Here is a 14,154-nt window from a genome sequence, read left to right as displayed (position 1 = left end):
TCTATCCGGCGTCAAGTCACGCAGGCATAACCAACTACATTAATGATCGAAATGCGTTCGATTTCATATCCGCGCACCAACGCCCAGCCGTACTGAACGGCACCGCATGTGAGGTTGATCGTGCTCGGAGACGACCGCGTCATGCAAATCGGGCTCAGACCTTGGATGCCGAAACAGTCCTGGAGTTCTGCTCATGCGTTGCTGAATTTAATCCTTGACCCCAAGAAGCCCATGGGAGGCCAGGTACCAGCGCACGCAAAGCAGGATCACCGACTGGTCGAAAGGGCGGCCCTTGAACGTCACGTGCTCCTCCACAGCTGAGCAGTGTTTCTTGCCATGCTCCGCTTACCGAAAGGTTTGCGACAAAGCCCCCATGTGAGGATTCTCCGCATGATTCATGCTGAAAATGAGCGATCAACCGCCTGCACGCTACGTGGGGATGAGACTGGTTCATCTTATTTGATCTCTAGGAAAGGAGACAGCAATGAACGTCGATATATCACAGTATGGTGTGACCGAATTGGCTCGAGAAGCGGCCGCCAGGCTGGCACCGTCGCCATCGGCGCGGTCGAAGGGGCACCGAGAAGCGCGGCGTGGTGGCGTGGAGCGGGTTTGGGTCGCAGAATCATCATTGAGCAGCATGAGTCAGCGCGGCGCTTATGGCAATCGATTGGCGTCGAATCCATCGAGCAGGCATTCAGCCGCCAGACCGGCATCGTCGAGGAGCGTGCCGGCACCATGGCTGATAAGTTGCCTTATCGTGCGTTTCTGCGCTGGAACTGGAAATGGCCGTAGTCGCCCGCGTTTCAACGGTCGCAGGAGAGTGTCAGCGACCGTTTTGAAGACTGGTGGTCATTAAAGGAGGGTGGACGATCACGGTGCACGGGCATATCTGCCACAGACGCTTTCAACCCTGCGGGCGCAAGTCTGTCACCGGCCGGTAGAAGATCACACCCACCGACGGAACAAGCTGGTTGAGGTAATCGAAATCCCGAACATTGCCGGTCAGGACCGTCGCGCCCAGCAGAGCGGCCTGGTGAAAGATCAGCGCATCGTTGAGGAAGCGGCGTTCATGCCCCTCCCCTTTCGGCAGACGGCTCAGCCGGAACAGCAGGCCGGCAAGCATGCCGGCGCGTCCCCAGGCGGTGGCGTCGGGTGCATTCAGCCGGTGCACTGGAATGTCTTCAATCGTGCCTGCAACCACTTTCAGGACCGACTTCGTCGTGGGGTGCGCTGGGTCGAGCCGGCCGAACAGGTGGCTGAGCTCGGCAAGGCAGACGGCCGAGTGCTGACAGAGCCGAGAGGTCAGAAGGTCATCGACCACTTCGGGCGTGCGCCCCTGCAGGACATTCAGATAGACACTAGTGTCGAGAAGCAGTGCACCGCCGACAGGCGGCTGGTCCGCTGCCCAGGACAGAGCGGAATCCGGCCGCCGTTCCAGCCCCCCGGCACGCCGCTGTGGTTTGAGGGAACGCAGTGCGCTCCCGAGATCAAACGCCAAGATCAATGTCCGCGGAGATGCTGCCCTTGCGGCGGACGAGCCGGGCGCCAAAATCGTCCTCGAGGGCTAGCCGCGACAAGGCGAGCTCCAGCAGCTCGGTGTCGGAACTCACATGAGCGCGCTTCTTTGCCGCCTCGATCAATTCCGATGGTACCCTGCCCGACAGGCGTGTGTTCTTGGCCGCGCCGAGAAGGCCGACCGCCCTCGCCTGCTCAAGCACCAGACGGTTCCGGGTGTGGGCGATTCGCTCCTCGCTTTCGGCTGCCGTTGCGCCACGTATGCTCATCCTGGAATCTCCACTGTTGAACGAAACATAAAGGATGTTGAACATGAAAGCAAGGATCGGCACTGAGAAAGAAGGCCCTAAGCCCCTAAGAGGGTCATCACTGGATCGGACATGGCACGTCACCCAATGATGCGATAACCGGGACCAGCCGGTTGCCCGTACGCGACCGGACGCAAATCTCGGGAGCCATTGGTCAAGCACCTCGCGGTGGACAATTGGGTGCTTTGGTCGCACGTTGGGGCTCTCAGAATCGCACCACTGTGACATTCAAATGATCGAGAGTTTCGATGGGCAGTCCCCGTAATTTCATGACGCCCCTCGACGCGATCGACACCAGCGACCTGCCTGACATTGTCGACGTCGTCATGGAAATGGGGTGCCCGGATGAGGCTCCCTCCCCTCCCCCGCAGGTCCTTGAGTCGCGACAAGCAACACTGCCCGCGCATCTCGAAAAGCTGGCCGACCGTGCGCGCGATTATGTCGAGGCGGCAAGTTCGGCAAACACGCGTCGTGCCTATGCCGCCGACTGGAAGCATTTTTGCGCCTGGTGCCGGCGCCAGGCGTTTGATCCGCTGCCGCCAGATCCGCAAGTTGTCGGCCTCTACATCACGGCGCAGGCTTCGGGATCGGCAAGGGACAAAAAGTCTGTGTCGACCATTGAGCGCCGCCTGTCGTCCCTGACCTGGAACTATACGCAACGCGGTCAACCGCTCGACCGGAAGGACCGGCATATCGCCACCGTACTCGCCGGCATCCGCAACAAACACGCCTCCCCTCCCCGTCAAAAGGAAGCCATCCTGCGCGACGATCTTGTCGCCATGCTGGAAACGCTCGACCGCGGCACGCTGCGCGGGCTGCGTGACCGCGCCATGCTGCTTTTGGGCTTCGCCGGCGGCTTGCGCCGTTCTGAAATCGTCGGTCTCGATGTTGCGCGCGATCAAACCGAGGACGGCTGCGGCTGGATTGAATTTTTCCCGGACAAGGGCGTGCTGGTTACGCTGCGAGGCAAGACCGGCTGGCGCGAGGTCGAGATTGGCCGCGGCTCGTCCGATGCCACCTGCCCGGTCGTCGCCCTGCAGACCTGGCTGAAGCTGGCCCGCATCGCGCACGGCCCCCTCTTCCGCCGCGTCACGGGGCAGGGCAAAGCTGTGGGGGCCGAGCGGCTCAACGATCAGGAGGTGGCGCGGCTGGTCAAACGCGCGGCCTTGGCTGCCGGCGTGCGCGGTGATCTTTCCGAGGGCGAGCGCGGCCAAAAGTTTTCGGGCCACTCGCTGCGTGCCGGCCTCGCGTCCTCTGCCGAGGTTGACGAGCTCTACGTGCAGAAGCAGCTTGGTCACGCCTCGGCAGAGATGACACGCAAATACCAGCGCCGGCGCGATCGCTTCCGCGTCAATCTAACTAAGGCGTCAGGATTGTAGAGTGCGGTACGCCCCCCAGCCGCGGGTGACTCTGGATGCGCCGATCCACCCCGGCGCCACAGATCCAACCCTCAAGTTGATGGGTTTCTAAGGTTTATTGGAGCGGCGCAAGCCTCCAGCTTGAAGAGCTGTTCCCAGCTGGGAACTCAAAGTACGGGTTGTGCGAGAAGTTTGCTTCTCGATGAGTTCTCCAGGATCCTTCGCCGACACTTGGGCTACCCCCCCGAGGGAAGTTGCCTGGCGGCTGCAGGAGCCTCTTGCTCGACGCTGGAGGAAAGTGCGCGTGGACAGGACGCCCACGTGCCAAACGGTGCTGATTGCTGTCAAATCGCGTGGGACGCCTGGCGATAGATCCTAGCCGCTTAGTTGCCATTCGCGAGAGTCGCTCGGCCCGGAAGGAATGCCTCGTTGCAGGGTAGGGGCCGTGGGGCGTCTAACTTGTCGGCCTGGGGGGCGATCACCGAAGTGACATCGGATGCGGCGCGGCATGGCTGCATCACAAACACAACCCATCGTCTCCGACGCAAAGGATGGTGACCCCCCTGGACTGCGCGAGCTCAGTGTCTCCTTCACAACGGGAATTTCGCCGCCGCGCCAATCTGGGGGGGGGAGGGGGGGATCTCTCCATGCGCCGAAACTTGCCTGCGCTTTTGTAAGGTCGCTCGCCGCCGTACGCGGAAGCCAGAGGGCAACCGGTACACCAACGTCGACTATCTACGAGAACAAAACGGGCAACGGGGCTCGCCCGTGCCCCCATGCTGCGTGACCAACTTCATAGCTGTCGTTTTCAATGCCTGATGCGCGACTTTGACGGCACAGGGAAGCCAGCTAACGAAAAGTTCCCAGCTGGGAACTGCCCTGTGTCCATTTGCTCGAATGCTCCGAATCGGGCATACCTCCAGTAACGGAAAAACCGCGTAATTCGAAAAGTTGGCGTAGTTGGCGTGGCGTTAACAGCTTGTTAACCACAGTCGCTATCAATAGGCGCTGGGTGCAAGAGGAGAATCTGGGTGACGCGGCATCTAAGTAGCCTTCAGTTCATGAATACCTTTTCGACGAAACTCGAGAAGGCACTCAACAATCTTTCGCTGGCTCAGTATCCTCCTGATGCGATTCGTACGATGCGCAAATTCACTTCGACGGAAGTGGCAGCATTGCTAGGAGTGACCGAAGCTTACATAAGGCAGGTCTCCTTGAAAGGGCAGGGACCTGAGCCAGAGACAACGACCACCGGAAAGCGCCTATATTCTGTGGAGCAGGTGCTGGACCTTCGGATGCACCTGGCGGAAAAGGCACGGAAGAAATGGATCAATCCTCGTCGTGTTAAAGGCGAGGATTGCCAGATCATCGCGATCACGAACTTCAAAGGTGGATCGTCCAAGACAGCGACCACTATTCACTTGGGTCATTGGTTGGCACTACGTGGATATCGCGTTCTAGCAGTCGACATGGATCCTCAGGCGTCGTTAACAAGTCTGCAAGGAGCGTTACCCGGATTTGACTACCGAGAAGGTGACACCCTTTACTCAGCGATTCGGTTTGATGATCCGGTGCCAACGGAAAAGATTATTCATCAGACGCATATCATCGGATTCGACGTCATCTGCGCCGGTCTTGAGCTGACAGAATTCGAGACGGCCGTCACCCTTGAGATGCGCAAGAGCGGTGGAACCAGTTTTCTGCTTCGAGTGTCACAGGCCCTCGAACAGATCGTCGACAACTACGACATCGTTCTTCTCGACTGTGCGCCGTCACTCAATTTCCTGACACTTTCGTCGCTCACTGCCGCTACCGGAGTCCTAATCCCAGTTCCAGCGCACATGCTCGATGTCGACTCCACAGGGAAGTTTTTGGAGTTGGCCGCATCTTATATGCAAATCCTGGATGAGGCTGGTGCAGGCGCACGTTGGGATTTCGCCAAATTCCTCATCACAAAGTTTGAGGCCAACGACCACCCGCAAGCCAACATGCAGGCCCTAATGCGCCAAGTGTTTGGCGAGGATTTACTTCTGAATTCAGTCTCCAAATCCACTGCGGTTGCGGACGCTCTCACTTGGAAGCAGAGCCTCTATGAAGTGCAACGATCGAGGTTTTCGGCACCTAAAACTTATGATCGTGCAATCGAATCGATCAATGCCGCGAACGCGGAAATAGAAAGCCTCATCACAATGGCATGGAGGCGTGAACAGTGAGCCGTAAAGATTCTAAGGGCATGTTTGCTGCTGTTTTGGGGCAACTCGGGGAGGACAATTCGGAGGAGGGCGTCAGCCGCCGCACGTCATCGCCGCACCTGATGAAGGTGGCGGCTGGTGTTCGCCAAATGCAAGAGCGTAGCGATATCGCCGACAAGTTACTGAAGTCAGGCGAACAGATCATTGAACTCGATCCCGACAAAATACGGCCGTCGTCTATCACCGATCGATATGATGACGCCTACGAGATTTCCGCCATTGCTGAGATCACTGAATCCATGCGGGAGCGCGGTCAGATTGTGCCTGGATTGGTTCGGCCAGTGCAAGGCAGGGATGGCGAGTTTCAAATCGTCTATGGTCGCAGAAGATTAGCGGCAGCTAAGCAGCTTGGGATCGGATTCAAAGCGGCCGTCCGCGAGTTAACTGATGAACAAGCAGTCATTTTCCAAGGCGAAGAAAACACCGCTCGAGAGGATCTTTCATACATTGAAAAGTGCGCTTTTGCGCTTGCGCAGCAGGAAGCGGGATACAAACGGGACACCATCTGCGCTTCGCTGTCGACAGGAAAATCGCATGTCTCCGAGATGATCAAAATCGCCTCATCGGTCGACAAGGAGATACTGCAATCGATTGGTAAAGCTCCCGGGATTGGTCGAGGACGATGGCAGGAATTCTCGAACCGCTATTCCATAGACGGCTCACTCGCAAAAGCTTTCGATCTTATTCGCAAAAACAAATTCCGCGAGGCAACGTCCGACGACAGATTCATTATTCTGCTTGAGACGCTTCCATCGGATCATATTGCGATCAAAGAACCTGCGGGTCCGGCCAAGCCATCAAAGCCCAAGATTGCTATGAAATCCTGGGCTGCTCCAGACAAAACAGTCAGCGTCAGCCTCAAAGACAACGGAAAAACTACCATGATTGCCGTGGGAGAGGCTGAAGGATCGCGTTTCGCAGCGTTTATCGCCGGACAACTGGACGACCTGTTTGAGGCCTTTCGGAAGTCCATCACGAAACAAGGAGTCTAAAACCGCAAAAGAAAAAGGCCCCCGAACGGCAAGCCGTGGAAGCCTCTCTCTGAACTAAGCACTCTGAGAATCGCATCTCCACGAATCACTGTCAAGAGTCATTGGCGTCGTTTTGGCGAGCAGGTTTCTTTTGCCTAATCGAGGGTGAAAGAAAATGGAGACGAATATTGCAACGACGCCCTTTGGGCGGCGACCGATGACGCTTGGCATGATTTCAAGCCAAGTCACCGCAAGGGCGGTGCCGAAGGACGCGACCGTCCACAAATGGCATGTCTTCCAAGATATCAAGGACGCCAGGATCGCTCTGGGCGCCACCGATCGCGCTCTGGCTATTCTCGACGCGCTGTTGTCGTTCCATCCGGACACGGCGCTTTATGGCGACAGCGAACTGGTTGTATGGCCATCCAACGAGCAGCTGATCCGCCGCGCCAACGGAATGCCCCCAACGACGTTACGGCGGCACCTGGCCGTTCTGGTCGAGTGCGGCTTGATCATCCGTCGGGACAGCCCAAACGGCAAGCGCTTCGCCCGGAAGGGTCAGGGGGGCGAGATCGAGCAGGCCTATGGCTTTGACATCTCGCCGATCGTGGCGCGCGCTGAGGAGTTCAAGAATCTTGCGGAAGCGGTCAGATCTGAGAAGAAGGCCTTTCGTCTCGTTAAGGAGCGGCTAACCATATGCCGCCGTGACATCGTCAAGATGATCGACGCCGGGATTGAGGAAGGCGTGCCTGCGAACTGGGGCAGGGTCCAGCAGGCCTACCAGGCGATTGTCGGCCAGATACCTCGCACCGCAACCAGACAAACCCTCGAGGCGATTGCCGAGGAGCTTGAAGGCCTTTGGGCTGAAGTGCGTGAGGCATTGGAATCATTTCTAAAAACACGGAAAATGGACGCCAATGAGTCCCGAAGTGGGCGCCACATACAGAATTCAAAACCAGACTCTAAATTTGAATCTGAAAGCGGCTCAGGAAATAAAGATGAAGCGGGCGGCAACGTTGCGGACACCGACAACGTACGGAGCCTACCGAAACGCGAACTGCCGCTAGGGATCGTGCTGGATGCCTGCCCGAACATGCTTTGGCTGGTGAAGGGCGGCGGCGGAATCCGCAACTGGCGTGAATTTCTGGCCGCGGCCGAGGTTGCCCGGCCGTCCATGGGCGTCAGCCCGAGCGCCTGGGAGGAAGCGCGAACGGCAATGGGTGAGCAGCAGGCGGCGATTACCGTTGCCGCGATCTACCAGCGGCAGGACCAGATCAACAGCGCCGGCGGCTATTTGCGCAGCCTGACAGATAGAGCAAAGGTCGGAAAGTTCTCGGTCTGGCCGATGGTGATGGCCTTGTTGCGGGCCAAGCTTGACGCGTCGAAGACGACCGGAACCGGAGCTGAAGCCGCTGCCGTCGATTTGGAGGCGGCAGGCAAGGTTGAGCGCACCGAATCCCGGCTGGAAATCAGCGATGCGTTGCGCCGCAGCCTCGACAAGCCAGGGCGCGGATCATGATCAGCCGGGCGGGTTTCGATCCGTGGACGGTGGCTGCAGCGCTTGTCGGGACGAGCGTCTTATGGAGAGCATCGAAGGCATGAAAAACCAACACGACCAGGAACCGACGCCCGATGAAACCGCCGGAATGGTGTGGTGGAACTCACTTGCCGAATCCGATCGTGCGGCTTGGCTGGCGCGGGCCGGCAGCGCTGTTCCAGCTGATGCCTGGGCCGCGTACAAGCGGCTCGGGAATGTTGAACGTCAGCCACGGACCGTAGACTGAGGACTGTTCTGCAGCGGGATGACGGTCAGCTCGCGGGTAGTTCGGCGACGAGTCCAAGCCGGCGGGCTCGATCGAGTAGGTTCTTGACTGAGGAGGCAGACCATTTTGCGCTTCCTCGTGGGGTTCGCTCATGTAGGCGCTCGAGCTGGCCAGCGATGTCGCGAAGCGACAGGTCTGGGTTAGACTGCGAAATCCCTGCCACAAGAGTCATCAGACGATCTTCGGGAGGCAGAGGAGACGCCCGCGTTAGCAGTGTGGATTCGGCTAGGTGCTCGGTGACGAGCCACCTCACTGCCCGCCGCAGTCGTTCAGGCGTCCAGTCGAGGCCGCGCTGCTTCAGGACCCGGGCGATGTCGTCCCAATTATGGTCTGGTCGCATCCGGCGGACCGTCGGAAGCCACTGGTTCATAGTTGATTGTAGCCGTCGGCCATAGGATGCCTTTTGCACCGCGGTCATCTTCGCCAGGGCTTCGGGCCTGCGCTCCCGGATACCAGGATTGCCTGGCAGCCGCCCCTTCGATCGCGCAGCAATGATGCCGGCCTTGGTCCGCTCCGAAATAAGCGCACGCTCGAGCTGGGCAACGGCACCGAGTACCTGTAGGGAAAACATGCCCTGTGGCGTCGACGTGTCGATTGGATCTCGCAGAGATCGGAAATGCGCGCCCTTCTCAGTCAGATCCTCGATCACCTGAAGAAGATGGCTGACCGAGCGCGCAAGGCGATCGAGACGCACAACGACCAGGACATCGCCGGCGCCGATGTCGCTCATCAACCGCAGTAGGGCAGGGCGAGCTCTCGACGCACCGGATCCATGTTCCTGAACGACGACGTCGCAGCCGGCCGACCGCAGCTCAATTTCCTGCGCTTCCGTCGCTTGTTCGTCCGTCGATACGCGCGCGTAGCCGATTTGCCGGCCCTGTGGTCGACCGGAGCGTCGATCTTGCGCCTCACGGGCCATTTACAGCGTCTCTCAGCATCGGAAAGGCGTTTGTACAAACGCCGAAGATATCAACAAACGATCGTTTGTAAACGTCTCTAGTTGCCCTTTACATCGCTCCTACCGCTTCGATGAACCGGTAAATCAACGTTTTTCGGCCTCCTGAGCGTCCCAGGGGGTCGTGCTGTACAGTCCCGATATGAGGTCATTATCGATAGTGATAGCACGCGGCCAGGAGACCCGCCGTGAGTGAAGCAAAGAGCGCGATAGCTTCAGCAAGGCGAATCGGCTAAAGCGATATCAATGGCTTACGACGTCACCCGTTTTGCATCAGGAGAGGCTGGCGGCGTCCCACGAGCGGGCCCGCCGATTTTTACCTTAGGATTTCAATTGGCAGCACCAAAGTGAAGGCCGGAACGAATGCGGATACCCCCTTTTGACCTTGACGGTGCTGATGCGATCCCGTGGCGCGAGCTTGCGGGACCGCTCGTCACCGCGGAGGATTGTTTGGCGCGCCTCGATGAGCGGCTGGCCAAAAGTCCAGTGCGCGAGGGTTTTGTCGCGCGCACGCATTTCCACGACGCCGCCGCCGCGCTGTGGCTCGAGGGCGAGCTTGTCCATGTCGAGGATCTGGTCCTGCACGACACCCACATGGACATCCGCACGCCGACCCACGAACTCACCCGTGCCCATGCGGTGCTGCGGGCACGGCGGCTGATTGTTGCCAACAGACCGGACTGGGCGCTGAGCCCGAATGGCCTGGGACAATTGCGCGGGCGGGGCGCCAGCATCCCGGACACTCTCCCGTCGGAGAGTCATGCGACGGCAGCGATGGGCGCCGGCGATGAAGCGTCGGACGGGTCGGCCAATGACGATCTGAACGATGGCCTCGGCGGCGAATTTGCCGCCATCGATGCGTTGCTCGATCGCACGCGCGACGTGCTCGACGTGCTCGCCGCCGCGCCGGTATCGCGACCGCCACAGGTCCCGACGGGGGAAAAAAGTTCGCTCGTCTACGATCTGGACTGGGACGAGGAGGAACGGCTGTCGGACTGGCGGGCCGTGTTGAACCGGACCACCGGCCAGCCGCCCGTGCTGAGCGCCGCCCTGCTATGGGATGCGTGGGAAACAAAAGAACCGCTGCAGCATCTGCCCTGGCTCGGACACCTGCTCGTCGGCGCCATGCTCAGGCAGGTCCGGAAAACGAGCGCTCACCTCGTCTGTCTCAACACCGGGCTGCGCGCCATTCCGCGCGAAAGGCGGCGCGCCCGCGACAGGACGGCGCGCCTGATCGGATTTCTGGAGGGCGTCACTGAAGCGGCCGGCGCCGGGCTGAAGGAACACGATCGGCTGATGCTCGCCCGGGAACAAATGTTGCGCCGCCTGCGCGGCCGGCGGGGACATTCGAAGCTGCCGCAACTCGTCGACCTCGTTCTTGCGCGGCCGCTCGTCTCCAGCGCAATGATCGAAAAGGACCTGAAGCTGACGGCGCGGGGGGCGCTTAATCTCGTGGCCGAACTCGGCCTGCGCGAGATCACGGGCAGGGGACGCTACCGGGCGTGGGGGATCCTCTGATAGCTCCAGTGCGCCGATAAGATCGTCTGCCACGCCGGTAGTGCGACCGGCATGACCCGTGCTATTGCCGAGTCGTTTGGTCCTGGCCAGGCCCGCGGTGCGTGTCGTCCCGCATCGGTCGAAAGTGTAGCCGTTGTCACGTGAGAGGCGTCGTCGCATCACCGCTGCACGGCCCCGATCGCGGCCGTGCTTCCCGGCTATCGCCCGCAACTCCCAGCGGCGCCAAAACAGTCATGGATTCGAGTGGCGCGAAGGAGCCCCATGGCTTGCGCGGCCTGGACAAATTGGAGTGAACCGCATTCCCTTGCGGACCGCAAGAGAGATACTCCCGGCGCTTCCCGATCAATCTTGGCGTTTTGCGCCGCTGTCAGTTCCCCGGCTGCTTGAATATTCGCCCGGTTGGCCGAAGAGGACGCAGCGCTTCTGGGATTGGGTGAATCCGAAAGCGATGCACTGGTCCAGCGCATTCGACCACGGAGAGATAATGGCGTTGCGGACCGCGGCGATGTCCTATTCGACCCCGTTCGCGAAGGAGCCGATGAGGCTTGCCTTCGCGCCTTCGAGCCAAGCGTCCAGTTTTGCGACCGCTTTTGACCGGATCATCTGCTGAAAGTCGTCGACAAGCGTTCGCGCGGTGACGAGGTCAGGAACATTGCTCTCGATTGCAGCGATCAGTACAGCGTCGGATTTGGACAGGTCGTCACGCGCCAGCGTCATGAGCCTGGCGATGCTTCGTGCCGAAGGCGTGCGGGCAAGTGCGCTTTGATCGGCCCTTTCAGCAAGGCGTCGGCGCCGCGCCCATTCAGGGACGACGCCGATCTGGCCACGAAAGCCTTTCTTACGCATTTCGCGCCAGAGTGCCGAAGCATTGCGCGCGCCTTGGTCCCAGCGCCCGTCAAGCCAGGGAAGCCATTCCTCGAGCGAACTCTGCCGGACGCGGAACATGTCGGAGCGCTGACCGCGCAGGACGCAGCGGACGAGCTTGCGGCTATGTCCGGTACGCTTGACGATCTGCTTGATCGGCACACCCTGCTTCGACAATTCCAGAATGGCCTCGTTTGTCTCCTGGCGACGCAGATATCCTTCATATTGCAGCCGCTCGGCATAGGTGAGAAGCTTTGGATCGATGATGGTGCTGCCTACCGTCCTTTCGGATATGCCGCATGGACTTGCTGACTGCATCAAGGAAAGCGCGGCTGGCGTTTTCCATCAGATGCCAGCGGTCGGCCACCTGATCGGCATGTGGCAAGGCCTTGGCGATCGCCTCGCCATATCCGCCACCCCGATCGCGAGCGACTGTCACAATGGAAGGATGATTCGTCAGCCAAGCCTGCGATGTCGTCTGTTCGCGATCAGGCAGCAATGTCACTGGCCTGCGGCGCTCAAGATCGCAGACAATCGTCCCGTATCGTTGGCCGCGCCGGAACGCGAAGTCGTCGATGCCGATGATGGCTAGCTTATCGCGCGGCGGTTCAGTCCGCCGGCGCACGATACGCAACAGGGTATCGTTGCTCACCGGCACCATCAGGCGATCGGCAAAGCTGCGGCAGGCCTTCCGCCCAGCGCCAGTCCTAAGTGATGAACGATGGTCTCAAGGCGTCCGGTTCTCCGCGATAACGGGGCTAAAACATCGGCGCCAAACCGCTCGGCAAAAATGCGGCGGCGGCAAAGAACGGCGTCGCACCAGAAACGGCGAACCGTCACCCGCAAGACCACTCGCCGGCCAGCGATGGGCAGATCGGCGGCTTGCCGCATATATCGGCTCTGGGTCCGGCGTGAACTCGTCCCGCAGCACGGGCACGTTGCCGAAAGCGCCGTAGCGCGCACGTCAAGAAATACACAATCCGTGTTGATTTCGGCATGCTCGACGAGCAACCCCGCCGGCGCCAGTCTCGTCGACCCAAATCTCTGTTCCATCGCGCTGATTCCCTCTCGAAAACTTGCGCGACATCACCCTCCACATGCAGCGAGATTGAGTCTGACCCCCTTTTGCGCGAAAAACCAAGGTCCCGATTCCGTGGTCATTGACATCCCAGGCGGTCTCGTTGCGGGACGAGGCCGCCCAGCCAGGGCGAATAGTAGTCGAGGGCGAACATGCTGACGCCCTGCGCCGAGATGCGTCGCTCCCTCCCGGGCATGAATGCCAGCAGGAACCCGCATGGCATCATCGTCGAAGCGCGGGAGATTGCGCGCCCGGCGCTCCCACTCTCTGGCCGACACTTTCAGCGTCTTCGCGTTTTCCTGCAGGTTGTGATCGATCACCGCGAGTGCGAGACATCGCTCGAGAGCGGCGAAGCTTAGACGGGCTCGTCGCTCTGCGGGATATTCGTCGCGGTCCGCCACGGATCTGCCTGTCGAGCCGGGCTGCGTCGCGAGAACGGCATTGAGCTTCCCGAGCAGCCTTTCGACCACGCCACCCTGATGGACGCGCCCGCGATCCCGGTAGCGGATGCGAATGCCGTAGTCCTCGCACCCACGCTGGAAGGCATGTCCTTTGAATTCCTTGGCGGAGTCGGTCACAAGCATCCGCGGTCGACCGAACATCGGCCACCCGTGCTCGATGTCGAGCGTGGCCAACCATGCCTCCTTTGGACACATGGCCTGCGCGAGGCAGAGCGCAACCGACAGCGCCGATGGCTTCTCAAGGGTGAGGCAGAAGCCGAGAATGCAGCGCGTCGCCACGTCGCTAACGATCGTAAGATATGCGCGGCGATGAAGGTTCCACCACCGTCGACGACCTCAACGAAGTTGATGTCGGTGGGCGTGTGATCGATCTGGCAGACATCCAGCGGGTGCGTGGCATGGATGTAACCCGGCCGCGCCTTGAGCCGTTGAAGATGCTTCGGGTTCGCTGATCTTTTCCTCGCGATCTCCTCGGGGCTGAACAGCGAGGGTATGCGACGCGCGACGGTGAGATAGGATGGAGTGGCCAGGCCGGCCTTCTAGCAGCGAGCCCGGACCTCGGCCACGACGGGAGCGAGCGGCGGAGCCTCCAGCACGAGCCACTTCTCTCGCAGCGTCTTCACGGTCCGGTCGATGCGGTAGCGCGCCAGCAGATTGTAGATCTGGCGGGTCGACAGGCGCAGCTCCGCGGCGGCCCGCCCGATTGGCGCCTGACGGGGCCCCGCACCATCGAGGATCTTATCCAGCTCGCGGGCTACACGACGTGCCGCGGACCATGCTTCATCGGAGAGAGATGGGGAAGGAGTTGCTTTTCGGTTGTGTAATCGGTTCGGCAAATGAGCGACCAATGAAATCGTTAGCGGAAATCGGGGCTGTCGTAGCGCCAAAACCTAAACAACACCTGACTTTTCCCTGTTTGAAATCGGGAAGTAAAAGCGACACCGGTAAACCAGCACCATCCCGAAATATGTGAATTGTGGATTGCTCCTCGACGGGAGCTGAGGGGCGGCTCCGCAAGCCTTACGACGCTCTTTGCGAGCCGTAGCTG

General features: G+C 60.1%; 10 protein-coding genes and 2 pseudogenes. 7 read left to right on the top strand and 5 right to left on the bottom strand.

Features of this window, described 5'->3' with window-relative positions:
* The first annotated feature begins 390 nt into the window (after nt 1-390).
* Nucleotides 391-795, top strand: coding sequence for a hypothetical protein (locus tag NKH03_RS32450; protein WP_352607375.1), 405 nt, complete (start codon nt 391-393; stop codon nt 793-795).
* A gap of 112 nt (nt 796-907) precedes the next feature.
* On the opposite strand, the gene NKH03_RS32445 is transcribed toward NKH03_RS32450, so the two are convergent.
* Both NKH03_RS32445 and NKH03_RS32440 read right to left on the bottom strand, forming a co-directional pair.
* Complete coding sequence (locus tag NKH03_RS32445) at nt 908-1,501, bottom strand: type II toxin-antitoxin system VapC family toxin (RefSeq protein ID WP_352972973.1); 594 nt, start codon at nt 1,499-1,501, stop codon at nt 908-910.
* The gene (locus NKH03_RS32440; RefSeq protein WP_023749475.1) at nt 1,491-1,787 is read right to left on the bottom strand and encodes a hypothetical protein; all 297 of its coding nucleotides are present in this window, start codon (nt 1,785-1,787) and stop codon (nt 1,491-1,493) included. The genes NKH03_RS32445 and NKH03_RS32440 overlap by 11 nt, the downstream gene beginning before the upstream one ends.
* 287 nt (nt 1,788-2,074) lie before the next feature.
* On the opposite strand from NKH03_RS32440, the gene NKH03_RS32435 reads away from it, so the two are divergent.
* The 5 genes from NKH03_RS32435 (at nt 2,075) to NKH03_RS32415 (ending at nt 8,191) form a co-directional block, all read left to right on the top strand.
* Nucleotides 2,075-3,205 carry a site-specific integrase gene (locus NKH03_RS32435; protein ID WP_352972971.1) on the top strand — a complete coding sequence of 377 codons (1,131 nt, stop codon included), beginning with the start codon at nt 2,075-2,077 and terminating at the stop codon, nt 3,203-3,205.
* Between the two features lie 1,010 nt (nt 3,206-4,215).
* Nucleotides 4,216-5,397 carry a plasmid partitioning protein RepA gene (gene repA / locus NKH03_RS32430; RefSeq protein ID WP_023749471.1) on the top strand — a complete coding sequence of 394 codons (1,182 nt, stop codon included), beginning with the start codon at nt 4,216-4,218 and terminating at the stop codon, nt 5,395-5,397.
* Nucleotides 5,394-6,428, top strand: a complete 1,035-nt coding sequence (gene repB / locus NKH03_RS32425) for a plasmid partitioning protein RepB (protein ID WP_352607381.1) — start codon at nt 5,394-5,396, stop codon at nt 6,426-6,428. Before repA ends, repB begins: the two co-directional genes overlap by 4 nt.
* A gap of 154 nt (nt 6,429-6,582) precedes the next feature.
* On the top strand, nt 6,583-7,926 hold the full coding sequence (gene repC, locus NKH03_RS32420) for a plasmid replication protein RepC (protein WP_352972970.1): 1,344 nt from the start codon (nt 6,583-6,585) through the stop codon (nt 7,924-7,926).
* Between the two features lie 61 nt (nt 7,927-7,987).
* The gene (locus NKH03_RS32415) at nt 7,988-8,191 is read left to right on the top strand and encodes a hypothetical protein (RefSeq protein WP_352972968.1); all 204 of its coding nucleotides are present in this window, start codon (nt 7,988-7,990) and stop codon (nt 8,189-8,191) included.
* 25 nt (nt 8,192-8,216) lie between these two features.
* Here the strand turns inward: NKH03_RS32415 and NKH03_RS32410 are convergent, their stop codons facing one another.
* Nucleotides 8,217-9,149 carry a recombinase family protein gene (locus NKH03_RS32410; protein WP_352972965.1) on the bottom strand — a complete coding sequence of 311 codons (933 nt, stop codon included), beginning with the start codon at nt 9,147-9,149 and terminating at the stop codon, nt 8,217-8,219.
* A gap of 486 nt (nt 9,150-9,635) precedes the next feature.
* Between NKH03_RS32410 and NKH03_RS32405 the strand changes: the two genes are divergently transcribed.
* Nucleotides 9,636-10,703, top strand: a complete 1,068-nt coding sequence (locus tag NKH03_RS32405) for an RHE_PE00001 family protein (protein ID WP_352972963.1) — start codon at nt 9,636-9,638, stop codon at nt 10,701-10,703.
* 513 nt (nt 10,704-11,216) lie between these two features.
* Here the strand turns inward: NKH03_RS32405 and NKH03_RS35130 are convergent.
* A pseudogene (locus tag NKH03_RS35130) lies at nt 11,217-12,620 on the bottom strand (ISL3 family transposase); the annotation flags it as partial.
* 113 nt (nt 12,621-12,733) lie between these two features.
* Nucleotides 12,734-13,942, bottom strand: a pseudogene (locus tag NKH03_RS32385) (transposase family protein); the annotation flags it as partial.
* Nucleotides 13,943-14,154 lie beyond the last annotated feature (212 nt).

Source organism: Mesorhizobium sp. M1406, from assembly GCF_040317555.1.
In the GTDB taxonomy this organism is placed as follows: Bacteria; Pseudomonadota; Alphaproteobacteria; order Rhizobiales; family Rhizobiaceae; genus Mesorhizobium.
Note: the sequence above shows the minus strand (reverse complement) of the source record. Positions and strands in the feature narration are given on the sequence as shown.